The organism is Viridibacterium curvum, assembly GCF_039544165.1.
GTDB classification, from domain to species: domain Bacteria; phylum Pseudomonadota; class Gammaproteobacteria; order Burkholderiales; family Rhodocyclaceae; genus Viridibacterium; species Viridibacterium curvum.
In genome coordinates, this window is the sequence record NZ_BAABLD010000005.1 from 265171 (window position 1) to 286929 (window position 21759).

Here is a 21759-nt window from a genome sequence, read left to right on the forward strand (position 1 = left end):
GTTGATGCGCGGGATGCGAAGAGATTACCGCGTCCTGCACTCGGCATGGCGGAAACAGTCGGTCGGGTGATCGTTGACCATGCCGACTGCCTGCATGAAGGCGTAGCAGATGGTGGAACCCACGAACTTGAAGCCGCGTTTCTGCAGGTCTTTCGACATGGCGTCGGAGACCGGTGTGCGAGCCGGAACTTCAGCAAGGCTGGGCCAGCTGTTCTGAATGCTCTGACCGTCGACGAACTGCCACAGGTACTTGTCGAAGCTACCGAACTCAGCCTGCACGGCAAGCACGGCACGTGCATTGCCCAATGTGGACTGGATCTTTTGCAGATTGCGGACGAGACCTTCGTTGGTCATGAGCCGCGCGACATCCTTATCGGTCATGCCGGCGACACGTTCGGGGTTGAAGCCGTAGAAGGCGGCGCGATAGTTCTCGCGTTTGCGCAGCACGGTGATCCACGACAGTCCGGCCTGTGCGCCCTCCAGCGTGATGAGCTCGAAGAGCTTGCGATCGTCGTGTACCGGTACGCCCCATTCGTCGTCGTGGTACTTCACGTAGAGCGGGTCATTGCCAGCCCAGGCGCAACGCGTCGTCATGTTCCGTCCGCCAGTTCGTTGATGACGTCGAGCACGCGTACCTCCGGTAGCCCCTTCATTTTGCCGAACAGTGGCGCAATGGATTTGAGCAGTGGCGCGGACTGGATCCACGCCGCGTGGGCCTCCGCTGAGACCCACACTTCAATGGTGTTGAAATAGCGCGGCCCGCCGCTGGCAGCATAGACATCGCAACGCACGCAGCCTTCTGCCATGCGGGTCATGTTTGCCATTTCGGCGAGCTGGGAGCGGACGGCGTCGACGTGCTGTGGCAGGGCCTCGGCCAGGGTGATGACGTGTATCGGCATGAATCAGTTGGATGGCGGAAAAACAGGACGCAAGGCGTCAGGACGAGGAGCAGTGAGGTCGAGTGTACCGTGCCTGAGCGTGTGATCGTCAGGGTCGAGCGTCAAGACGAAGCCAAGCCGCTGCGCAAAGCGCAGCATGCGGTCATTGCTGGCCAGAAAAACGCCCTTCATTGTCTGCAAACCGCTCGCGCGTGCAGTGTCGATCAGGCTGTCCATCAGGAAACGCCCGACGCCGCTGCCTTGCCAGGCATCGGCTACGACGATGGCGAACTCACAGCTGCTGCCATCAGGATTCGTGGCGTAGCGGCTGATGCCGATCTGCACCGGCGCGTCATCCTGCTCTATGAGTGCGATAAGCGCGATCTCGCGGTCATAGTCGATCTGCGTGAGCTTGGCGAGCAGGCTGGGTGGTAGCTCGCGCAGTGCGCTCATGAAGCGGAAGTAGCGCGTCTCGGGCGAGAGCTTGCGCACGAAGTCCTGCTCCAGTTCGGCGTCTTCCGGCTTGAGGGCGCGCAGCAGTACTGGCGTGCCGTCGCGCAACTGCCAGTGCTGGGTCAGGGTGGCGGGGTAGGGGTGAATCGCCATGTGATCGTATGGCTTGGCACGCGGCGGAATGCTGCCGACTTCCATGCGCGCATGCCATACGATGGCTTCGTGTTCATCGACGAGCAGCGGGTTGATCTCGATCTCGCGTACCCAGGGCAGCTCGCAGACGAGCTCCGAGATGTGTAGGAGGATGTCCTCGACATCGTCGATGCGCGCTGCGGGCATGTTGTTGTGGGTACCCAGCAGGGTTGCAGCGCGCGTGCCGCGGATGAGGTCTTGCGCAAGGAAGCGGTTGAGCGGTGGCAGGGCCACGGCACGGTCGGCCCACCAGTCGGGGTCGGTACTGCGTTCGCCGAAGCCGATCACCGGGCCGAACACCGGGTCGCGCCAGACGCGGATCATCAGGGCGCGCGTCGATTCGTACTCGCGCATTGCTTCGACACAGATCCCCTCCTTGCTGGAGCCGGGCATGCGGGCATCAAGTTCGGCGCGCAGCTCTTCGAATGCCAGGTGTGCTGCAACGGTGCTGGCAATATTGCGACGGGTGAGCAGGGCTCGGCGGGCCGCCGGCAAGGCCACATTGGGGCGCAGTGTGACGGGAAAGCCGATGTCTTGCGCCAGCGAGGCAGCTTCTTCTGCCGTGTTGGCGAGAAAGCTGGGCGGCACTGCGACATGGAAGGCGGACAGCACGGCCATGGCTTCCTGCCGCAGGAGCGTGGTACGACGGCGGGCCAGTGCGTTGTCGATGATGAAGCGCGCAGCCTGGGTCAGCGGCAGACGTTCGTCGACGAGTGGAGCGGGGGCCTGCGTCAGCAGGGTCTGGTTGCGGTAGTAGGCCGAGAGGTGCGAGAAGAGCTCGACCGCTACCTCGGGCGTACGCAGTGAAGGGATGCCGGCCTCGCGAAACATCTCGCGCGCCTGGCGAGTCTGGTCTTCGCCCAGCCAGCAAGTGAGGATGGGCTTTTCGGTCGTCTTGTGCAGTTCAATGACGCGACCTGCGACTTCATTGGGGCGAGTCATGGCCTGCGGAGTCAGCAGGCATAACACGCCGTCCACGCCATCGTCATCAAGCAGCGCGGCCAGCGCATTCGCGTAGCGCTCGGGGTCCGAGTCGCCGACCAGATCGATGGGGTTATCGAGCGACCAGTGTGGCGGCAGGATGCGATCCAGCCGCGTCAGCGTACGGGTGGACAGCTGTGCCAGCGGAATGCCCAGGTCACCGGCGCGGTCTGCTGCCATCACACCGGGGCCGCCCCCGTTGGTGATGATGGCGAGCCGGTTACCGCGCGGGCGGAAGTGGGCGAACAGCGCTTTCGTGGCGGCGTAGAGCTGGCTCAGGTTATAGATTCGGATGACGCCAGCACGGCGCAGGGCAGCGTCGAACACGGCATCGTCACCTACCACCGCGCGAGTGTGTTGTTGGGCGGCGCGCAGGGCCTGCGGATGACGCCCGACCTTGAGGATCATGATGGGCTTGGCTCGTGCCGCGGCGCGGATGGCGGAGAGGAAGCGCCGTGCGTTACGTATGCCTTCGATGTAGAGCAGGATGCTCTCAGTGCGGTAGTCCCACACCATGTAATCGAGGATCTCGCCGAAATCCAGATCGCTGGATGCGCCGAGCGAGACCACATTGGAGAATCCGACCTGGTTGGGACGTGCGTAATCGAGAATGGCCGCACAGAGGGCACCCGATTGCGAGATGAAACCAATCGAGCCGGGCAGTGCTTGTGCCTGCGCAAAGGTGGCATTGAGGCCGATCTGCGGTCGTGCGACGCCGAGGCTGTTGGGTCCGAGCAGGCGCATGCCGTACTGGCGTGCCGTACGCACGACTTCCATCTCCAGTCGCGCGCCGTCCGCGCCACTCTCACCGAAGCCCGCGGACAGGACAGTTGCTGTGCGTACGCCGGCTTTGCCGCATTGCTCGATGATGGCGGGCGTCGTGGCGGCCGGAGTGGCAATGATGGCCAGATCGACCTTGAAGCCGACATCCCCGATGCGTCGCACGCAGGGAACGCCCTGCACGGTTTTGTATTTTGGATTGACAGCAATGAGCTTGCCGCGGAACTGCCCGGCCAGCATGTTGCGCATCAGTACCTGACCGAGCGCTCCCTCCCGCTCGGTGGCGCCGATGATTGCCACGCTGGAAGGCTCGAAAAGCGCGGAGAGGTAGTGCTTCTCATCCATGACAAGGCCTGCCGTGGTACTCGCACAGCGAGTACGAAAAAGTCTGTGGCTTAGACGGAAGTTGCAGGGTTGGTGTCATGCAAGCTGTTGATTTGAATACATGCTCACGCAAGTCTCGCCTCTTGCTGTTGATGGGTATCAAACCCGCCATCCCACAAACATCGCCTTCATCGCGAAGAAGCTTACCCCCAGACTGATGGCTTTCGTATCAGGCAAGGTCTCGGCATTGCTCCGATGCAGCTGGGGCGGTGGTGCATCAGAGCTGATTGATGCGCGATGTCATGATGGTTCAGATAATGCCGGGCTTGATCGAGAAGGTCATCTACGCGATCAGTTCTTCAAGCCTGACGGGGAATGTGGGTCATCGCACGCTCGTGCCGGATCAGCGTATTTGCCGGACTGGTTCGCTGACCCCGATTCGCGTGGGCGTCCGCACCGGGCCCGGGGGGCGCATTGTCTTGAAGCCAACGCAATCCGCCGCATGAAATTGAGCGCGCCTTAGTACACCGGCTTGCCGAAGCGGATTTCCTGCAGGATCTTGGCGGAAATTTCTTCGATGGACCGTGCAGTGGAGTCGATGAAGGGGATGCCTTCACGCTGCATCATCTTCTTGGCCGACTCCAGTTCGGCGCGGCAATTTTCGATGGATGCGTATTTGCTGTTGGGGCGCCGTTCCTGACGGATCTGCGACAGCCGTTCCGGCGTGATGGTGAGACCGAAGAGCTTGTTGCGGTGGCGCTGGATCTCTCCGGGCAACTTGTTGCGCTCGAAGTCTTCGGGGATCAACGGGTAGTTGGCAGCCTTCACGCCATACTGCATGGCGAGGTACAGGCTGGTCGGCGTTTTTCCTGAACGCGATACGCCGACGAGAATGACGTTCGACTGCTCAAGATTCTTGTCGCTGACGCCATCGTCATGTGCGAGCGTGAAGTTGATGGCTTCGATACGACGCTTGTAGTCCTCGCTTTCGGCAATGCCGTGGAAGCGTCCGACCGCGTGTGTGGACTTCACTCCGAGCTCTTGTTCGAGGGGCGCGATGAAGGTGCCGAACAGGTCGATGAAGTGCGCGTTGCACTCGTGCAGCGCAGCAATCGTGTCGGTTTGCACCAGCGTGCTGAAAACCAGCGGACGGGTGCCGTCACGTTTTTCGGCTTCGCGGATGTTGCGAGCGCAGTCGAGCGCCTTGTCCAGCGAATCGATGAAAGGCGCACGCACCTGACGGAACTCGCAGTCCGGAAACTGCGCCAGCAGGCTGTGTCCGAGCGTTTCGGCAGTAATGCCCGTGCCGTCGGAGACGAAGAAAACGGTGCGGCGGGGTTGGCTGCTCATCGTGATGCCCTCGTATATACCCATTATCTTCGTGCCGCGTGATGCCCATCACAACGGTTGGGGTAAGCTCTGATGCGGCGCACAAAATCGCGTCGATAGAATGCTGCCCAAAGCTGCTTGACGCAAGTGTTTGCGTCAATAGATCACATTCTCTCTTCCTCATAGAGGTGCCCCGATGAGTGCGTACGTCATCCCGTTCGAATCCCTGCGCATGACGGATGTTGAGGAGGTGGGAGGCAAGAATGCCTCGCTCGGCGAGATGATCAGCCAGCTTGCCGCTGCGGGTGTGCGAGTGCCGGGTGGTTTTGCGACGACGGCATTTGCGTACCGCGAGTTTCTTGCCACCGATGGTCTTGCAGCGCGTATTCATGCGGCGCTCGAAACGCTGAACATCGATGACGTAGAGGCACTTGCAAGGACAGGCGCGCAGATCCGTCAGTGGATCATGGAAACGCCCCTGCCGGCGAAGCTCGAAGCCGACATCAAGACGCACTACGAACGCCTGGTGGCGGAGGGTGAGGGCAGCTTTGCCGTGCGTTCCTCTGCAACGGCAGAAGATCTACCGGACGCGTCGTTTGCGGGTCAGCAGGAAACCTTTCTCAATATCTCTGGTTACGAAAACATCCTGCACGCGATGCGTGAAGTGTTTGCCTCGCTGTACAACGACCGCGCGATTTCCTATCGCGAGCACAAGGGCTTCCGTCATGCCGAGGTCGCGCTGTCAGCTGGCGTGCAGCGCATGGTGCGATCGGACCTTGGCGCGGCCGGCGTGATGTTTACGCTGGATACCGAATCGGGCTTCAAGGACGTCGTGTTCATCACCTCGTCCTATGGACTCGGTGAAACAGTGGTGCAGGGCGCAGTGAACCCGGACGAGTTTTACGTGCACAAGCCCATGCTGGATGCGGGCAACCCGGCTGTGATCCGTCGCAGCCTGGGCTCCAAGATGATCAAGATGGTCTTTGCCGACAAGCGCGAAGCGGGCAAGTCGACCCTTGTGCAGGACGTTGCCGAGGCGGATCGCAACCGTTTTTCTCTGACCGACAAGGAAGTGCTGGAACTGGGCCGCTACGCCCGCATCATCGAGAAGCACTATGAGCGTCCGATGGACATCGAGTGGGGCAAGGACGGCAACGACGGCAAGCTCTACATCCTGCAGGCGCGTCCGGAGACCGTGCAGTCGCAGGCCTCGACGCTGGTCATGGAAAAGTATCGCCTCAAGCATCATGGTCGTGTGCTGGTCTCGGGTCGTGCAATCGGCCAGAAGATCGGACAAGGCGCCGTACGCATCATCAAGGACGCCTCCGAGATGGGGCGCGTGCAGGAAGGGGATGTGCTGGTTGCCGACATGACGGACCCAAACTGGGAGCCGGTCATGAAGCGCGCTTCGGCGATCGTCACCAATCGTGGCGGGCGGACTTGCCACGCGGCAATCATTGCGCGCGAACTCGGTGTTCCGGCCATCGTGGGATGTGGTGATGCGACCGAAGTGCTGGAAGAAGGGGAGAGCGTCACCGTCTCTTGTGCCGAAGGCGATACGGGACACGTCTACCGCGGCCGTCTCGAATACGAAGTCATCACGACCGACATGGGCCAGATGCCCGACATCCCGGTCAAGATCATGATGAACGTGGGCAACCCTGAGCTCGCCTTCGAGTTCTCGCAGATTCCCAATGGCGGTGTCGGGCTCGCGCGGCTTGAGTTCGTCATCAACAACATGATTGGCATTCACCCCAAGGCGATTCTTGAGGTGAACCAGGCCACCGCAAGTCTGCGAGAAGAGATCGAGAGGCGGTCGCGTGGTTACGCGACGCCACGTCAGTTCTTCATCGAGCGTCTCGCCGAGGGCGTGGCGACCATTGCGGCGGCGTTCTGGCCCAAACCGGTGATCGTGCGCCTGTCGGACTTCAAGTCCAACGAATACCGCAAACTTTTGGGCGGCGACATCTACGAGCCGGAGGAAGAAAACCCCATGCTGGGTTTCCGTGGCGCTTCGCGTTACATCGCCCACAGCTTCCGCGACTGCTTCGAGCTGGAGTGCCTGGCGATGAAGCAGGTCCGCAATGTGATGGGGCTGACCAACGTGCAGCTGATGGTGCCCTTCGTGCGCAACCTCGAAGAGGCGCGGGGTGTCGTCGATCTGCTGGCCGACCATGGCCTGCGGCGCGGCGAGAACGATCTAAAACTGGTGATGATGTGCGAGATTCCCTCCAACGCCTTGCTGGCCGATAAATTTCTCGAATGTTTTGATGGCTTCTCGATAGGCTCCAACGATCTGACCCAGCTCACGCTCGGGCTGGATCGCGACTCTGGTCTCGTTGCCCATGCTTTCGATGAGCGCGACCCCGCAGTCAAACAACTTCTTTCCATGGCGATCGGTTCGGCGAACAAGCTCGGGAAATATGTCGGCATCTGCGGCCAAGGTCCGTCAGATCACGCCGATTTCGCCGAATGGCTGATGGACGAAGGCATCCAGACGATTTCCCTCAACCCCGACACGGTGGTTGATACCTGGCTCAAGCTGGCAGCCCACGCATCGGGCTGACGAGCGGCAACGAAGCCCTTCTTGTAGCCCTCAGGGGCGTTTGTGCCCCGCATGTCGGACCGCGGAATACGCCCCGGACTTACCCTGATATACCTGCGCTGCCCGTTCGGGCAGTCATGCTAGACTTGCCGCCCAAGCTGGATCGGCTGGTCGGTAGCACGACGACGCAAGCCGCGACTTTCGGTCGCGGGCCCAGCTAAACGACTAGCCCCGCAAATGAGATGCCTTGGTCACAGGGCGTTGGGGCGCGATAAACGAGGAGGAGCGTGTGGCACTGCTTCTATTGTCCAATCGAACCATCGCCAAGGCGGGCGTGCGCGCTGTGACCCTGCGCGAGGTCGTCGTCGCCTCGATCGTTCTGTGCTTTGTCGCAGGCGTTGCCGGGTTTGCCGCAGGTCTGATTGTCGGCCGTAACAGCGTTGCAGATCTGCAGGCAGCTGCCGAGCCGGACCCGCTGCGCGAGGGCTATGCCATGCAGCGTCTGGGTGAAATGTCAGCCCGCCTTCTGGCACTCGAAAACAACGCCAGCGGCTTGCTTCGCAAACTAAGCGGTATCGAACAGGTGCAGGGGGCCTTCACCAAGCTCGAGAAGTCTGGCGCTGCACCGGCGCTGACGCCCAAGCCGGTTCTCAATGCCAGCAAGGATGGCTCGGGCGGTCCGGTAATGGCGCCGGTTTGCGACAGCGTCAGCGTTCCCGACGCCATGCAGACTTCGGCGCGTGATGGTGTCAAGCGGGCCGAAGGTACGCTGGCCTGTTTGCAGAGCGTGCTGCAGGCTATCGAGAAGACGGCCGAAACCCGCACCCTTGCCTATATGTCACTGCCCAAGCAGGTGCCTATTCCCGATGTGGATCTGGGCTCGCCTTTTGGCAATCGTGTCGATCCGATCACTGGCGCGGTGGCTTTCCATCCGGGACTCGATTTTTCCGCCAAGTACGGCACCGACATCATGTCGGCTGGCGGCGGCAAGGTGCGTTTTGCCGGTTGGCACAACGAGCTCGGTAACGTGATCGAGCTCGATCATGGCAATGGGCTGATCAGTCGCTACGCGCATGCCTCGCGCTTGCTGGTCAAGGTGGGTGATGTCGTGGCGCCCGGTCAGAAAATCGCCGAGGTAGGCTCGACAGGTCGATCCACTGGCGCTCACCTGCATTTCGAAATCCTGCATGCAGGGCGTTATGTTGACCCCCTGCAGTATCTCAATGCGGTGAACAAGAATGCCGTCGCGTCGAAACGTTGATCCCGTCACGCGGCGGCTGGGCAGCGCGCGCTACGTTCTTACCATCCCGCGTCATCGTCAGCCGCTCTGGTGGTGGTTGGGGGCGCTGCTGTTACTTGGGGCAGCCGGTGTCGCGATGGCCATGCGTGCTGGAACGCCTGAAGCGCAGGTGCTGGAGGAACGTGACCACCTGCGTCTCGAAGTTGGCAACCTGCAGCAGGCACAGCGTCTCAGCGAGATGAAATTGCAACAGGAAGTTGCGACCCGCGAGGAACTTGTGAAGCAGGTTGATACACTCACACAGAAGCTCAAGCAGACCGAGCAAGAGTTGAGCTTCTTCAAGAACCATCAGCGCGTGCGTGGCACGCCGACGGCGCAAGGGGGCGTAGCCCCCGAATCAGCCAGCCAGACGCTGGCGCCCGCGGTGCGCTGACGCCGAAGCGTCACGTACTACTATCCGTATCACCTCGTTCGGAGAGCCCGGATGTTCGGTAGAAAGAAAGAGCCTTCCATTGATACCTCGACGCTGTCGAGCCTGATCGCCAGCAACGTCGAAATCGTGGGTAACCTGAGCTTCATGGATGGCCTGCATATCGACGGTCACGTGCGCGGCGATGTGCTCGGCAAGCCGGGCAGCCGCAGCCTGCTCGTGCTCAGCGACCGTGGCAGCATTACCGGCAATGTGCGTAGCCACGACGCGGTTATCAATGGCGTGATCGTCGGTGACCTGGAAGTCGAACACTTCGTCGAACTGCAAGCCAACGCTCGTGTGACGGGCAGTATCACCTACCGTTCCCTGCGCATGGATGCAGGGGCTTCTGTCGATGGCAAGCTCAGCAAGCTGGGCGATGCTGATGGCAGCAACGTCGTCGAGTTGCCCGCTGGCAACCTTGCCACGGCATGATCGGAAAACTCTCCGCCGTCGAAATCTCCACCTGGTACTGGCTCGCCCTCGGAGTGGTGCTGGTGCTGGGCGAGATCTTCATGCCCGGCGGTATCCTTGTATGGATCGGGGTGGGCGCTGCCGTGGTTGGCATCGTATCGGTCTTCGTCAAGCTGACCCTGATTGTCAAGCTGGTGATCTGGATGGTGGTGGCTGGCATCCTGCTCGTGCTCTGGTTCAAGCTGCTCCGTGACAACGACAGTTCGCGCGAGGGGCGCGCCGAAGCCACCTTGGGTTACACCGGTACACTGGTGCGTGTCGTGGCACCGGGGATGAACAGCAGCGTGCGCTTCAATCGCCCTATCCTCGGTGAAGAGGTCTGGGATTGCGAATCCAGCGTGCGCATCGACGCGAACACCAAGGTCAAGGTCGTTGCAGCCGTAGGGCGCGAAGGTCGTAGACTGCGCGTCATGCCGGCCTGAGTTGTCGGCCCCGGATAATCTGAATACGTATTGAGGGATTGTTGTTGAGCCGCTTTGTCTCGCCTCGCCAAACCAATCGCCTGACGTTGCGCCGCTGTCTGATGCTGGCGTTGCTGCTGGCGCTTCCGATGGGCTCCATGCAAGCCGAAGCCCAACCCAGGAAGCAGACAGGCAAATCAGCCGCAGCAGCAAAGGCTTCACCCAAAAAGGCGCCGGCAAAGCGCGCTACGACAAGCAAACCGGCACCTGCCAGCAAGGCGCGCGCCACATCGGGCGGTAGCGATTGCCAGACCGTGCGTGTCAAATCGGGCAAGGGCTACCGGAACGTGCGTCGTTGCACCAAGGAGCCGACGGGCCCGTTGCAGGGTGGTGCAGTCACACCCGGCGAATCTTCGCAGCCGGAACTGCGTGCCCGTACGATTCCTGATCGGGCCTACGCCGTCGATGGTCACACTTTCTTCCATCAAGGGCGCAAGTATCAGATCGTGGGGCTCAACGAAGCCCTGGTGCCGGCTGGCAATGATCTGGCCAAACAGCGCCTGCAATTGGCGCTGGATAGTGGCACGGTGTCCGTCGAGCCTGACAAGGTCGATGACGCCGGCACGGTGCACGCGGTTGTCAAGGTGTCGGGCAAGAACCTCGCCGACATCCTCAACGCGCGCTAAGCCTTCTGCCTCAGGGCAGGGCCGAGGCGCGCAAGCCCTTTTGGGCGATGCGTTCCAGCAGTCGCGGCAGCACTTCCAGAATGATGGGTGTTCTGCCGGCAGCGTTGCCATCATGCAGCAGCAGGATGTCGCCCGCAGCGAGCTTGTGCGTCAAGCGCGCCAGTACCTTGTCCGGATTGGTCTCTACGGTGTCGAAACCGCGTCGTGTCCAGCTGGCCTGCTTGAGCCCGTTCTGGAACAGGATGCGATTGAGGAATGCGTTGCGTAGTCCAGCTGGTGCGCGAAAATATCGCGGGGTGAAGCCTGTGGTGTTGTGGATGATCTCCTGCGTACCCACTACCTCCTTGCTGATGCTGTTTGGCCCCATGACCGAGAAGCTGTGCGGATGGTGGGTGGTGTGGTTTTCGAGCGTATGGCCGCGTGCGAGGATTTCCCTCGCCAGCCCGGGATGCCGGCGGACCTTCTCGCCTACACAGAAGAAGCTGGCCTTCACGCCATGCTGATCAAGTATGTCCAGCACCTTGGGAGTGACTGCAGGGTCGGGCCCATCATCGATGGTGATCGCAACGCGCTGCTGGGGGTCTGGCAGGCGCAGCAGATTGGGACCCAGCCATCCGCTGCGAGGCCATAGCGTGGCGGCAGTGATGACCAGGTGGTCGACGATCAGGCTGCCCAATGTCCATTGCCACAATGACGGCTTTAGCAGCGTCAGCACGGCCGCGCCGACGTGTACCCAAAGCGAGAGTTGAATGAGCAGGGGGTATTGAAAAGCGGACGGATTGGGAGACATCGGAGACGCGAAAAAACAGCAGCTGGAGTGCTGGTAATGTTGAAGGGAGGGGTGTGATTCTGCCTGATCAGGAAAGCTGAAGAAGTATCAGCCCGATCAGGGCTGGCAGTCCCTGGAACCAGAAAATACGGGGTTTGCCCGTGCTCCAGGCGCCGTAGATGCCGGCGACCAGAACACAGAGCATGAAGAAGCGCGCAGGTTCCCGCCCTGCATCACCCAGCCAGACGCTCCAGAACAGGCCTGCTGCCAGAAAACCGTTGTAGAGACCTTGATTGGCCGCCAGCACGCGCGAGGTGCGGGCATCTTCGGGTTTCTGGCGGAAGGTGCGCAGTCCGATGGGCTTTTCCCACAGGAACATTTCCAGCACCAGAATCCAGATGTGCAAGAGGGCGATCAGTGTGATGACGACAGCAGCGGCGATTGACATCGGTGGCTTCCTGGCAAGGTGTGGGCAAGTTCTGCGACGGGCATGATACTGCCCGTCTGACGCAGCAGCGCCGTTACAATCCTGAAATGACGACGATATTGGCCATCGAGACTTCGAGCGAGTGCGCCTCCGTGGCCTTGCTGTACGGGAATGAACTGATCAGCCGCGCGCTACCGGGAACCGGTGCTGCGCATTCCGGCAATGTACTGCCTGGCATCCACCTTCTGATGGCCGACGCCCAGCTGGGCCTGGCGTCGCTTGACGTGATTGCCTTTGGTCGCGGTCCGGGTGCCTTCACAGGGGTTCGACTGGCCTGTGGTGTGGCACAGGGCCTGGCACTGGGCGTGGACCGTCCGGTCGCGGCAATCAGCTCTCTGGAGGCGTTGGCCCTGCCGGCAGCGCGTGCTGGATCGCGCCTGTACTGCGCCATGGATGCCCGCATGAACGAGGCCTACATCGGTCGATTCCTTGTGGTGGATGGCCGCCTTGTGGCGGACGGTGAGGTGGTGTGCGTGCCGCCCGCCGAAGCTCCGTTGCCGGAGAGCGATGGTTGGACAGGTTTGGGTACGGCTTTCGCGGCCTACGCTGGACTCTGGCCGCAGGCACTTGCGCACCAGGTCAGCTTTCCTGGTGTGCAGGCTACGCCGCTGGCTGAAGATGTGGCGCGTCTGGCTGCTGCGCGTCCGGATTGCTGGCTGGACGCCGCGCTGGCAGCGCCGGAGTACGTCCGCAATCGCGTGGCGTTGACTACGGCAGAACGTCTTGCCCAAGGCGGACGTGCCTGATGGTCGCGATTCGTCCGTTGCAGCATGAAGACATCGATCGCGTGGTCGCGATCGACATACAGACCGACGCCTTTCCCTGGCGTCAGAAGCATTACATCGAAGGCATGGACGCCGGCTACAGCAGCTGGGTGATCAGCGAGGCCGGGCAGCCGGTGCAAGGGTTTGCGGTGATGATGATGGTGCTCGACGAGGCGCATCTGCTGAAGATCAGCGTTTCGACGGATTATCAGCGGCGTGGTCTCGGTACGGCGCTGCTGCAGCACCTGTTCGCCCGTGCGAAACTGGCGGGGGCCACGCAGATGTTTCTCGAAGTGCGGCGTAGCAATGTGCTGGCACGGCCGCTGTATGAGCGGCAGGCCTTCGTCGAAATCGGTCAGCGCAAGGCGTACTACCCGACGACAGAGGGCCGGGAAGACGCGATTGTCATGCGCCGGGAGCTTTCATGAGTCGTACACAGATTCTGGCTGAAATGGGCATCAAGCCGGTCTGGCGCTTACGTCAGACCGTGCCTGCGGAAGAGGCGTTGGCGCCGCAGCAGGCCCTGCCTGATCTGCTACCCGTCGCGCAGATCGAATCCGCTTCCGAGACTGCCGTTGCACCGATGCCGGTTGTGGCGCGTCGTCATGAAGCAGCAGATGCTGCAGACGACTGGGCTGCGCTGGCGCGCGAAGTGGCGGAGTGTCGTGCCTGCAAGCTGTGCGAAACGCGCAAGCAGGCTGTGCTTGGCGTCGGTGACACGCAGGCGAGCTGGATGCTGGTGGGTGAGGGGCCTGGCGCAGAGGAAGATGAGCGCGGCGAACCCTTCGTGGGCCAGGCGGGCAAACTGCTCGATGCGATGCTGGGCTCGGTCGGGCTGACGCGTGGCAAGGGCGTCTACATTGCCAATTCGGTGAAGTGCCGTCCGCCAGGCAACCGTACGCCGACCGAAGAAGAAATCCTCGCCTGTCGTCCCTTCCTGGAGCGCCAGATCCGCATGGTGCAGCCGCACTTGCTGATCGCACTGGGACGCCCGGCCGCACAGACCTTGCTCGGGCAGGAGATCAGCATCAGCGCAGCACGCGGGCGCACCCATCGCTACGGAGAGCTACCCGTTCTGGTGACCTATCACCCCGCTTACCTGCTGCGCACACCGCAGGACAAGGCCAAGGCATGGGAAGACCTGTGCCGCGCGACGGATCTCGTGGCTGCGTTCGACAAGGCGGAGTAAGTCACTGAGAGTCACTGAGCAGCGCTTGCTGCTCCGCTCGTGTACGGCTCAGTGTTTGTGCTCTTCGAGCAGCGCGAGGTCGTCGTGCTCGGCCTGGTTGCGCAGATGGCGCAGTTTGACGAGGTACATGCAGCCTGCGACGAAGAAGCCGAACAGCACGATCACCACGTTGACCGATAGCCCGCTGCCAACCAGCACCGAGTAGAGCCAGGTCATCATCAGGATGCTGAGGTTCTCGTTGAAGTTCTGTACGGCGATGGAGTGGCCTGCGCCCATCAGTACGTGACCACGATGCTGCAGCAAGGCATTCATCGGCACAACGAAGAAGCCGGACAAACCACCCACCAGCACCATCAGGATCATGATGCACAGCATGCGCACGTCCATCTGCAGGGCCATGCCGGCAATCTTGATGGGTTCGTGCAGCTGAATTTGCGGCATGTAAGGCATCAACACCATGAGCGGCACGATCAGGCCCATGGCGATACCGATGGGAATGACCTTCATCGTCTGGCGCAGGCTCAGCATGCGCGCTGCCACGATGGCGCCGATAGCGACACCCACAGCGACAACACCTTGCAGCTGCGTCGATTGCGAGAGACCGAGGCCGAGTTTCTGGTCCGCCCAGTCGATGACGATGAACTGGATGGTTGCGCCGGCACCCCAGAACAAGGTGGTGACGGCCAGCGAGATCTGGCCGAGGCGGTCACGCCACAACAGGCTGACACAATGGCCGAATTCCTTGACCAGATAGAGCGGGTTGTTCTTGAGCGGTTTGCTGGCAACGCCCGTGTCCGGCACGTAGCGATTGAGGACGGCAGCGACAACGTAGAGCAGACCGACCGTCAGCAGGGCCACCTGTTCCTTGTTGTGAATGACGGGCAGGTCAAAGGCCAGCACCCAGTTGCCGAAGGCAGGCAGGATCAGCAGCCCGCCCAGCAGGGAGCCGAGAATGATCGCGCCGACCGTGAGGCCTTCGATCCAGCCGTTGGCAGTGACCAGTTTGGAGGGGGGCAGCATCTCGGTGAGGATGCCGTACTTGGCCGGTGAGTACGCCGCGGCACCAAGGCCGACGACTGCGTAGGCGAGCAGGGGATGGACTTCGAACAGCATCAGACCGCAACCGACGATCTTGATGCTGTTGCTGATGAACATGACGCGCCATTTGGGCATCGAGTCGGCGAAGGCGCCGACAAAGGCGGCGAGCACCACGTAGGACAGCGTGAACGAGGTCTTGAGCAACGGCGCGTATTCCGGCGGCGCCTTCAGCTGCTGCAGCAGGGCAATCGCACAGATGAGCAGCGCGTTGTCTGCCAGCGCAGAGAAGAACTGCGCTGCCATCACTACATAGAAACCAATGCCCATCCCAGACCTTCGTCCCTCTCCGCGCGGGGCGGGGCTCGCAGCCTCGCCTTTGTCCTTGCCCCGGCAAGGTGTGCCTGCTCGGGTGTGGCGGGTTTATACCACAGGGCCGTTGCCGGGCTCCCGTTCATAGTTGTCAAAACCATGTGTCCGGCCAGCAGGCCGGCATAACGATAGTCGGCGCGAACGTGTTCGTAGGGGTATCTCAGCTTTCATTGCATCGCTGTTTGTGTTGCAATTCGGGATAAGTGTTGTTTATGTTGCGAGGCAGCATCATGGCCGATCGTCGATTGCAGGTTTTTCATGCCGTGGCACGCCACGGATCTTTCACCCGGGCAGCAGAAAACCTGTTCATGACCCAGCCAGCGGTGACCTTCCAGGTCAAACAGCTGGAAGAACAGTTCAACACCCGTTTGCTCGATCGCGGGCATGGCAAGGTTTCCCTGACGCCGGCGGGTGAAATCGTCTTCGCTTACGCAGAGCGCATCCTCGGCCTGTCGGACGAGATGGAAACGCGCATCAACGAGCTCACGGACGAGCTCACGGGCGTGCTGACCATCGGCTCCAGCGCCACTATCGCCGCTTATTGGTTGCCGGCCTTGCTGGCAGCTTTCAAGCGCAAGTATCCGCGTGTCGTGCCGCGCCTGTTCGTCGGCAACTCCGAAAGCATCCAGAACCGCGTTGCTGCACATGATCTGGACGTCGGTCTGGTCGAACGGGATTCGACCGACCCGGATCTGGAATGCACCCAGGCTTATCGCGACGAATTGCTGGTCGGTGTGCCGCCGGGCCATCCTCTGAGCAAGGCCGCGTCGCTGACGCCAGCAGACCTGCAGCCCTATCCCTTCGTCGACCGCGATCCGGGAGCCGCCATCCGCGCCCTGTCCGAGCAGTTCTTCCGCGACGGTGGCGTGCCGCCCGAGTCACTGGAGCGCACGGCCGAGCTGGGCAGTCTGGCGACCATCAAGCATCTGGTACGCGAGGGCATGGGTTTTGCCATCGTGTCGCGCATGTCGCTTGCTCGTGATCTGCGCGACGGGGCGCTGGTGGGCGTTTCGCTTGAGCCGAAACTGTATTCCTCGCTGAACGTGATCGTGCCCAAGGACCGCTTCCGCGCACGTCTGCACTCGACATTTGCGGAATTCGTGGTCGAGCATCTCGCCGAGTACGCCCGCACCGCCGAGCAATCGGGTGAGGGCGTTCCCGGCCAGACCCACCTCTGACAGCATGTCCCGTCCCATCCTGGCGCGCATCGATCCTGCGGCGTTCCGTCACAACTATCTGCTGGCCAAGGCGCGTGCGCCGCAGTCGCGCGCCTGGTGCGTCGTGAAGGCGAATGCCTACGGACACGGCGTCTTGCGCTGTGCCGAAGCCGTGCGCGATGTGGCTGACGGGTTTGCGCTACTGGACCTGGCCGAAGCGCGCATCCTGCGCGAAGCCGGTTTCACACAGCCGATCCTGCTGCTTGAAGGCTTCTTTGATGTGGAAGGGTTGCTTGAAGCGGCGCGTCTGGATCTGGACGTCGTACTGCACGACGAGTCGCAACTGCGCATGCTCGAAGCGACACCTCTACCGGCGCCGCTGTCGGCCTGCCTCAAGCTGAATACCGGCATGAACCGGCTTGGCTTTCCAGCGGAGCAGTGCCCGGGTTTGCTGGTGCGCCTGCAGCAAAGCGGCAAGCTGGCGCAGATCACGTTGATGACACATTTTTCCGACGCCGATGGTGAGGGAATCGACGCCCAATGGACGCGCTTCACTGCCCAGTTGCCGGCTGGCATGCCGTTCAGCTGCAGCAACTCCGCCGCGTTGTTGCGCTTCCCGCAGACGCATGGCAATTGGGTTCGGCCAGGCATCATGTTGTACGGTGGTTCGCCGATGCCGGCAGCGCTGAGTGCCGAGTCCATTGGCTTGCGCCCTGTCATGACCCTGCAGAGTCGCATTATTGCGACGCAGACGCTGGTTGCGGGCGACACCGTGGGTTACGGCAGTCTGTTTCGCGCCGATAAACCCATGCGTATCGGCATCGTCGCCTGCGGTTATGCCGACGGTTACCCACGTCACGCACCGAGTGGCACGCCAGTGCTGGTTGATGGACAACTCACGCGCACTGTGGGGCGCGTCTCGATGGACATGCTGGTCGCCGACCTCGAGCACTTGCCGCAAGCCAGCGTCGGCACACCCGTCGTGCTGTGGGGCGAAGGTTTGCCGGCTGACGATGTGGCGACTTCGGCCGGCACGGTCAGTTACGAATTGTTCTGTGCGCTGGCGCCGCGTGTGCCGGTCGTGCAAGCGGGGCATTGATGGCCAAAGCCAAGACGGTCTACAGCTGCACTGAATGCGGCGCACAGAGCCCCAAGTGGCAGGGGCAGTGCCCGGGCTGCGGGCAGTGGAACACATTGGTAGAGGCGATTGCCGAGGCGCCCGGTACGGGCCGTTTCGCATCGCTGGCGGCGGGCAGCGGCAAGCTGCAGAAGCTCGCCGAGATAGACCCGCGTGAATCGCCGCGCACGCCGACCGGTGTGGACGAACTGGACCGTGTGTTGGGCGGCGGCTTCGTGCCGGGCATGGTGGTGCTGATCGGTGGTGACCCCGGTATCGGCAAATCGACCCTGCTGTTGCAAGCGCTGGCCAGCATCATTGCCAGGCAGTCTGTGTTGTATGTCAGTGGCGAAGAATCGGCCGAACAGGTGGCCTTGCGCGCGCGGCGTCTGCAGCTCGATTGTGGCGAGCTGCCGCTGCTGCCCGAAATCTCGCTCGAAAAGATTCTCGCCACCCTGCGCGACACCAAGCCAGCTGTGGCCGTCATCGATTCCATCCAGACCTTGTACTCCGAAGCGCTGCAAAGCGCCCCCGGCTCGGTGGCTCAGGTGCGCGAATGCGCCGCGCAGCTCACGCGGCAGGCCAAATCGACCGGCACCTGCATCGTGCTGGTCGGCCACGTCACCAAGGACGGTGCGCTGGCTGGCCCGCGAGTGCTGGAGCACATCGTCGACACGGTGTTGTATTTCGAAGGCGATACGCATTCGAGCTTCCGCCTTGTGCGCGCTTTCAAGAACCGCTTCGGCGCCGTCAACGAGCTGGGTGTGTTCGCCATGACCGACAAGGGGTTACGCGGCGTCAGCAACCCGTCGGCACTCTTCCTCTCGCAACACGCTGATCCCGTCCCCGGCAGCTGTGTGCTGGTGACGCAGGAAGGCACACGCCCCCTGCTGGTCGAAATCCAGGCCCTCGTCGATAGCTCGCACGGCAACCCGCGCCGTCTCTCGGTGGGCCTTGAGCAGAACCGGCTGGCCATGTTGCTGGCGGTGCTGCACCGCCATGCGGGTATTGTTTGCTCGGATCAGGATGTGTTCATCAACGCCGTCGGCGGCGTCAAGATCAGCGAGCCGGCGGCTGACCTGGCAGTCTGCCTGGCCATTGTCTCTTCGTTGACCAGCCGGCCCTTGCCGAAAAAGCTCGTGATCTTTGGTGAAATCGGCCTGGCCGGCGAGATCCGACCCGCACCGCGCGGACAGGAACGCCTGCGCGAAGCGGCCAAGCTGGGCTTCGAACTGGCCCTCATCCCGACCGCCAACGCCCCCAAGCAAGCCATTCCCGGCATGGAAGTCCGCGCTGTGGACCGCATTGAGCAGGCCTTGGCCTGTCTGCGGGAGTGGCGGGATCGGTGAAATACACAACGGGGGAGTGACGGCCGAAAGGCTAGAATGCGCCCCGACACGGAATTCCCGGCATTCAACCGAAATCACCAAGGTACAAGCATGAAAAAGCACTGGCTCGTCGGCAACTGGAAGATGCACGGCAACCTCAAGGCCAACGCCGAACTCTTCAACGCAATCCGTAGCGGCACAGGGGAGCTGGCGCCGGAAGTCGACATGGTCCTGTGTCCTGCATTTCCATATCTCGCGCAGATGCAAGGTCTGGTGGAAGGCACAGGCATCCAGATCGGCGCCCAGAATGCTTCGGACCACCTGCGTGGCGCCTACACGGGCGAGACGTCGCCGCTGATGCTCAAGGAACTCGGCTGTGGCTTCGTCATCATCGGGCACTCGGAGCGCCGTTCCTACCAGGGCGAGAACGATGGCCTCATGGGCCGCAAGGCGCTGGCTGCCATCGATGCCGGCCTGATCCCCATCCTGTGTGTCGGCGAGACCGCAGAAGAGCGCGATGCCGGCCGCACACATGAGGTGCTGGGTCGCCAGCTCGACGCCGCTTTTGGCTACATCCGCACCGCGCACGACAACATCATCGTGGCATACGAGCCGCGCTGGGCCATCGGTACCGGCATCGCTGCGACGCCCGAGATCGTGCAGGCCGAGCACGCCTTTCTGCGTGCGCGCATCGGTCAGCGTGACGCCGAATTCGCCAAGCGCCTGACCATTCTCTACGGCGGCAGCGTCAAAGCCAGCAACGCCGCCAGCCTGCTGTCCATGCCTGACGTCGATGGTGGCCTGATCGGCTCGGCCGCACTCAACGCCAGTGAATTCGTCGCAATCTACAAGGCGCTGGTCGAGGTGACCAAGACGCGTCTCGCCAAGGGCGCCTGATGCGCCAGGTTGTCCTCGATACGGAAACCACCGGCCTCGATTGGCGGACCGGTGACCGGGTCGTCGAAATCGGCTGTGTGGAGCTTGCCAACCGCAAGCTCACCGGGCGCAACTACCACGTCTACCTGAACCCGGAGCGACTGGTCGGGGATTCGGAGCGCATTCACGGTCTGTCCGACGACTTCCTTGCCGACAAGCCGTTGTTCGCGAGCCTTGCAGCCGAGTTCGTGGACTATGTCAGTGGCGCTGAACTGATCATCCACAACGCCAGCTTTGACGTCGGCTTCCTCAACATGGAGCTGGAGCGGCTGGATCTGACACCGCTCAACAAGCTGTGCCCCAGCGTGATCGACACGGTGCGCATGGCCAAGGAGATGTGGCCGGGCAAGAAGGCCTCGCTCGATGCCTTGTGCGAGCGCTACGCCATCAACAATTCGCACCGCACGCTGCACGGCGCCTTGCTTGATGCGGAACTGCTGGCCGAGGTCTATCTCGCCATGACGCGTGGTCAGGAGACCCTGACCATGGGGCTGGATGCCGACGGCCCGGCACACAGCGCGGATGGCAAGCCGGTGGAGCGTCCGCCGCTGCGCGTGCTGCGCGCCAGTGAGGCCGAACTGGCCGAGCACGACAAGGTGCTGCAGGACATCGCGAAGAAAGCGAAGTGCATGTGGCTGCCTCCCGCACCAGCTGAAGGTACGGTTTAGCGCCAGAGCTGTTCGGGACGGATGCGGAAACGCATCTTGTCGCGTGGCACCACGGCGCGGATCTCGAATTCCTTGTTCGACGTGTCGCGGCGCAAGGGCTGGCCGTAGGAGAGTCCCGTCGAGCTGGCGAGGCTGATAACCATCGGTGCGTTAGCGAGCTTGCCGCGGCTGTGCACGATGCCTGTCTCGCCATTGGCCAGTGCCACGCAGGTACCGGGCGGGAAGATGCCGATTTCCTTGACCAGTGCTGCCGCGAAGACGTTAGGCTCGTTGCCCGAGTCGATGAACAGCGAGCGTGCGGCTTCGGCCGATGTCACCGGGGCGCGTGCCGCACGCGGGCTGACCTTGGCCGAGAAGATGTCGGCGGTCTGGATCAGGCGCGCTTCTTCACCCGGCGCCGTGATGCCGAAGGGATAGCCACCGCCGCCGACACGTTCGTGATGGTCGCGCACAGCGGCAAGCCAGGTTTCGTCGGTGATGCCTGCCCCACGCAACATTTCTTCGCCCAGGGACGGGTGGCGCTGGATCTCGCGTCGTTGCTCCGGCGACGGCGCGCGACGCTGCGAGCACAGCAACTGCTGCAGCTCGACCATGGCCAGATTCATGGTCATGGCGGCACATGCCAGGCTGGTGCGGCGCTCCGCTTGCCATTCGAGTCGGCGGGCAACCAGTTCGCAGAGCACGGCCGTATGCAGGCTGTGGATGATCGGATATCGCCGCTGGTCGGTGAGGATCATGGCGGCGAGCGCGCCGTCCGGGCTGCGTTCGGCGAGCTGCTGCACGAGGCGCGCGAGGCCGAGCAGCTGGCGCTGGAAGTCGGGTTCGACGCGCACATTGCGAAGCAGGGCGTCCAGCTCGTCGAGGATGTAATCCCACACGCGGAACGCGTCGTAACTGCTGGGCTCGATCCGGCGTGCAGTGTTGCTCCCGCGCAGGAACGGCGAATCAACAAAGATGCCGCGTGCCGCCAGCACTTGCAGCTGGGATTCGCGCGTGATGACGTAGCCCTTCCTCAGCAGCAGGTTGTTTTGGGTGTCGTAGACATCCCACGGCAAGGGTTTGCCAAGTTCGAGTTGATTGGCCTCTACGGGCTGGCGCATTTCCATAGCCTGTTAACGCCCATCCCGCACCGCAACTTGAGGCAGGGAACTGTGGAACAATGCGCGCTGGCTTGAATACCCCCGA

The 21759-nt window shown here is 62.2% G+C and carries 22 protein-coding genes; 14 read left to right on the forward strand and 8 right to left on the reverse strand.

The window, feature by feature from the left end:
- Positions 1–24: 24 nt before the first annotated feature.
- The 4 genes from ABEA02_RS05360 to ppsR form a co-directional block, all read right to left on the reverse strand.
- Positions 25–594, reverse strand: a complete 570-nt coding sequence (locus tag ABEA02_RS05360) for a DNA-3-methyladenine glycosylase I (protein ID WP_345531830.1) — start codon at positions 592–594, stop codon at positions 25–27.
- Complete coding sequence (locus tag ABEA02_RS05365) at positions 591–899, reverse strand: putative quinol monooxygenase (RefSeq protein WP_345531831.1); 309 nt, start codon at positions 897–899, stop codon at positions 591–593. The genes ABEA02_RS05360 and ABEA02_RS05365 overlap by 4 nt, the downstream gene beginning before the upstream one ends.
- A gap of 3 nt (positions 900–902) precedes the next feature.
- Entirely contained in the window at positions 903–3629 is a 2727-nt protein-coding gene (locus ABEA02_RS05370) for a bifunctional acetate--CoA ligase family protein/GNAT family N-acetyltransferase (RefSeq protein ID WP_345531832.1), read from the reverse strand.
- A 498-nt stretch (positions 3630–4127) separates the two neighbouring features.
- Positions 4128–4958, reverse strand: a complete 831-nt coding sequence (gene ppsR, locus ABEA02_RS05375; RefSeq protein ID WP_345531833.1) for a posphoenolpyruvate synthetase regulatory kinase/phosphorylase PpsR — start codon at positions 4956–4958, stop codon at positions 4128–4130.
- Between the two features lie 175 nt (positions 4959–5133).
- On the opposite strand from ppsR, the gene ppsA reads away from it, so the two are divergent.
- The 6 genes from ppsA (at position 5134) to ABEA02_RS05405 (ending at position 10752) form a co-directional block, all read left to right on the forward strand.
- Positions 5134–7503: a phosphoenolpyruvate synthase gene (gene ppsA, locus ABEA02_RS05380; RefSeq protein ID WP_345531834.1), complete on the forward strand. Its 2370-nt coding sequence runs from the start codon at positions 5134–5136 to the stop codon at positions 7501–7503.
- Positions 7504–7771: 268 nt separating this feature from the next.
- On the forward strand, positions 7772–8743 hold the full coding sequence (locus ABEA02_RS05385; RefSeq protein WP_345531835.1) for a M23 family metallopeptidase: 972 nt from the start codon (positions 7772–7774) through the stop codon (positions 8741–8743).
- Complete coding sequence (locus ABEA02_RS05390; RefSeq protein WP_345531836.1) at positions 8721–9155, forward strand: hypothetical protein; 435 nt, start codon at positions 8721–8723, stop codon at positions 9153–9155. Before ABEA02_RS05385 ends, ABEA02_RS05390 begins: the two co-directional genes overlap by 23 nt.
- Before the next feature lie 51 nt (positions 9156–9206).
- Entirely contained in the window at positions 9207–9626 is a 420-nt protein-coding gene (locus ABEA02_RS05395; RefSeq protein WP_345531837.1) for a bactofilin family protein, read from the forward strand.
- Entirely contained in the window at positions 9623–10087 is a 465-nt protein-coding gene (locus tag ABEA02_RS05400) for an NfeD family protein (protein WP_345531838.1), read from the forward strand. Before ABEA02_RS05395 ends, ABEA02_RS05400 begins: the two co-directional genes overlap by 4 nt.
- 128 nt (positions 10088–10215) lie before the next feature.
- Complete coding sequence (locus ABEA02_RS05405; protein ID WP_345531839.1) at positions 10216–10752, forward strand: hypothetical protein; 537 nt, start codon at positions 10216–10218, stop codon at positions 10750–10752.
- Between the two features lie 10 nt (positions 10753–10762).
- Here ABEA02_RS05405 and ABEA02_RS05410 read toward each other — a convergent pair whose 3' ends face one another.
- The gene (locus tag ABEA02_RS05410) at positions 10763–11467 is read right to left on the reverse strand and encodes a polysaccharide deacetylase family protein (RefSeq protein ID WP_345531840.1); all 705 of its coding nucleotides are present in this window, start codon (positions 11465–11467) and stop codon (positions 10763–10765) included.
- Between the two features lie 142 nt (positions 11468–11609).
- Complete coding sequence (locus tag ABEA02_RS05415; RefSeq protein WP_345531841.1) at positions 11610–11969, reverse strand: DUF1304 domain-containing protein; 360 nt, start codon at positions 11967–11969, stop codon at positions 11610–11612.
- A gap of 86 nt (positions 11970–12055) precedes the next feature.
- On the opposite strand from ABEA02_RS05415, the gene tsaB reads away from it, so the two are divergent.
- Genes tsaB through ABEA02_RS05430 form a run of 3 tightly spaced genes read left to right on the forward strand, consistent with a single transcriptional unit; the run spans position 12056 to position 13961 of the window.
- Positions 12056–12754, forward strand: coding sequence for a tRNA (adenosine(37)-N6)-threonylcarbamoyltransferase complex dimerization subunit type 1 TsaB (gene tsaB, locus ABEA02_RS05420; RefSeq protein WP_345531842.1), 699 nt, complete (start codon positions 12056–12058; stop codon positions 12752–12754).
- Positions 12754–13200, forward strand: a complete 447-nt coding sequence (gene rimI / locus ABEA02_RS05425; RefSeq protein ID WP_345531843.1) for a ribosomal protein S18-alanine N-acetyltransferase — start codon at positions 12754–12756, stop codon at positions 13198–13200. The genes tsaB and rimI overlap by 1 nt, the downstream gene beginning before the upstream one ends.
- Complete coding sequence (locus ABEA02_RS05430; RefSeq protein WP_345531844.1) at positions 13197–13961, forward strand: uracil-DNA glycosylase; 765 nt, start codon at positions 13197–13199, stop codon at positions 13959–13961. Before rimI ends, ABEA02_RS05430 begins: the two co-directional genes overlap by 4 nt.
- Positions 13962–14009: 48 nt before the next feature.
- Here ABEA02_RS05430 and lplT read toward each other — a convergent pair whose 3' ends face one another.
- Positions 14010–15326, reverse strand: coding sequence for a lysophospholipid transporter LplT (gene lplT / locus ABEA02_RS05435; RefSeq protein WP_345531845.1), 1317 nt, complete (start codon positions 15324–15326; stop codon positions 14010–14012).
- Positions 15327–15598: 272 nt separating this feature from the next.
- On the opposite strand from lplT, the gene ABEA02_RS05440 reads away from it, so the two are divergent.
- The 5 genes from ABEA02_RS05440 to dnaQ all read left to right on the forward strand — a co-directional run bounded on the left by ABEA02_RS05440 (position 15599) and on the right by dnaQ (position 20574).
- Positions 15599–16546, forward strand: a complete 948-nt coding sequence (locus tag ABEA02_RS05440) for a LysR family transcriptional regulator (RefSeq protein ID WP_345531846.1) — start codon at positions 15599–15601, stop codon at positions 16544–16546.
- A gap of 4 nt (positions 16547–16550) precedes the next feature.
- A complete protein-coding gene (gene alr, locus ABEA02_RS05445) occupies positions 16551–17624 on the forward strand; it encodes an alanine racemase (protein ID WP_345531847.1) in 1074 nt (357 codons plus the stop codon).
- Positions 17624–18991, forward strand: a complete 1368-nt coding sequence (radA, locus tag ABEA02_RS05450) for a DNA repair protein RadA (RefSeq protein ID WP_345531848.1) — start codon at positions 17624–17626, stop codon at positions 18989–18991. Before alr ends, radA begins: the two co-directional genes overlap by 1 nt.
- A gap of 90 nt (positions 18992–19081) precedes the next feature.
- Positions 19082–19867 carry a triose-phosphate isomerase gene (gene tpiA / locus ABEA02_RS05455; RefSeq protein ID WP_345531849.1) on the forward strand — a complete coding sequence of 262 codons (786 nt, stop codon included), beginning with the start codon at positions 19082–19084 and terminating at the stop codon, positions 19865–19867.
- On the forward strand, positions 19867–20574 hold the full coding sequence (gene dnaQ, locus ABEA02_RS05460; RefSeq protein ID WP_345531850.1) for a DNA polymerase III subunit epsilon: 708 nt from the start codon (positions 19867–19869) through the stop codon (positions 20572–20574). Before tpiA ends, dnaQ begins: the two co-directional genes overlap by 1 nt.
- Here the strand turns inward: dnaQ and ABEA02_RS05465 are convergent.
- Positions 20571–21674: an HD-GYP domain-containing protein gene (locus ABEA02_RS05465; RefSeq protein ID WP_345531851.1), complete on the reverse strand. Its 1104-nt coding sequence runs from the start codon at positions 21672–21674 to the stop codon at positions 20571–20573. The two genes, dnaQ and ABEA02_RS05465, sit on opposite strands and share 4 nt — an antisense overlap.
- Positions 21675–21759 lie beyond the last annotated feature (85 nt).

Excerpts from the sequence above, each read along its gene's own strand:
- ABEA02_RS05360 (WP_345531830.1), bottom strand. The coding sequence starts at position 594 with ATGACGACGCGTTGCGCCTGGGCTGGCAATGACCCGCTCTACGTGAAG.
- ABEA02_RS05465 (WP_345531851.1), bottom strand. The coding sequence starts at position 21,674 with ATGCGCCAGCCCGTAGAGGCCAATCAACTCGAACTTGGCAAACCCTTG.
- ABEA02_RS05400 (WP_345531838.1), top strand. The coding sequence starts at position 9,623 with ATGATCGGAAAACTCTCCGCCGTCGAAATCTCCACCTGGTACTGGCTC.
- ABEA02_RS05365 (WP_345531831.1), bottom strand. The coding sequence starts at position 899 with ATGCCGATACACGTCATCACCCTGGCCGAGGCCCTGCCACAGCACGTC.
- lplT (WP_345531845.1), bottom strand. The coding sequence starts at position 15,326 with ATGGGCATTGGTTTCTATGTAGTGATGGCAGCGCAGTTCTTCTCTGCG.
- ppsA (WP_345531834.1), top strand. The coding sequence starts at position 5,134 with ATGAGTGCGTACGTCATCCCGTTCGAATCCCTGCGCATGACGGATGTT.
- ABEA02_RS05370 (WP_345531832.1), bottom strand. The coding sequence starts at position 3,629 with ATGGATGAGAAGCACTACCTCTCCGCGCTTTTCGAGCCTTCCAGCGTG.
- ABEA02_RS05440 (WP_345531846.1), top strand. The coding sequence starts at position 15,599 with ATGGCCGATCGTCGATTGCAGGTTTTTCATGCCGTGGCACGCCACGGA.
- ABEA02_RS05415 (WP_345531841.1), bottom strand. The coding sequence starts at position 11,969 with ATGTCAATCGCCGCTGCTGTCGTCATCACACTGATCGCCCTCTTGCAC.
- tpiA (WP_345531849.1), top strand. The coding sequence starts at position 19,082 with ATGAAAAAGCACTGGCTCGTCGGCAACTGGAAGATGCACGGCAACCTC.
- alr (WP_345531847.1), top strand. The coding sequence starts at position 16,551 with ATGTCCCGTCCCATCCTGGCGCGCATCGATCCTGCGGCGTTCCGTCAC.
- tsaB (WP_345531842.1), top strand. The coding sequence starts at position 12,056 with ATGACGACGATATTGGCCATCGAGACTTCGAGCGAGTGCGCCTCCGTG.
- dnaQ (WP_345531850.1), top strand. The coding sequence starts at position 19,867 with ATGCGCCAGGTTGTCCTCGATACGGAAACCACCGGCCTCGATTGGCGG.
- ABEA02_RS05405 (WP_345531839.1), top strand. The coding sequence starts at position 10,216 with ATGGGCTCCATGCAAGCCGAAGCCCAACCCAGGAAGCAGACAGGCAAA.
- rimI (WP_345531843.1), top strand. The coding sequence starts at position 12,754 with ATGGTCGCGATTCGTCCGTTGCAGCATGAAGACATCGATCGCGTGGTC.
- ABEA02_RS05395 (WP_345531837.1), top strand. The coding sequence starts at position 9,207 with ATGTTCGGTAGAAAGAAAGAGCCTTCCATTGATACCTCGACGCTGTCG.
- ppsR (WP_345531833.1), bottom strand. The coding sequence starts at position 4,958 with ATGAGCAGCCAACCCCGCCGCACCGTTTTCTTCGTCTCCGACGGCACG.
- radA (WP_345531848.1), top strand. The coding sequence starts at position 17,624 with ATGGCCAAAGCCAAGACGGTCTACAGCTGCACTGAATGCGGCGCACAG.
- ABEA02_RS05390 (WP_345531836.1), top strand. The coding sequence starts at position 8,721 with ATGCCGTCGCGTCGAAACGTTGATCCCGTCACGCGGCGGCTGGGCAGC.
- ABEA02_RS05430 (WP_345531844.1), top strand. The coding sequence starts at position 13,197 with ATGAGTCGTACACAGATTCTGGCTGAAATGGGCATCAAGCCGGTCTGG.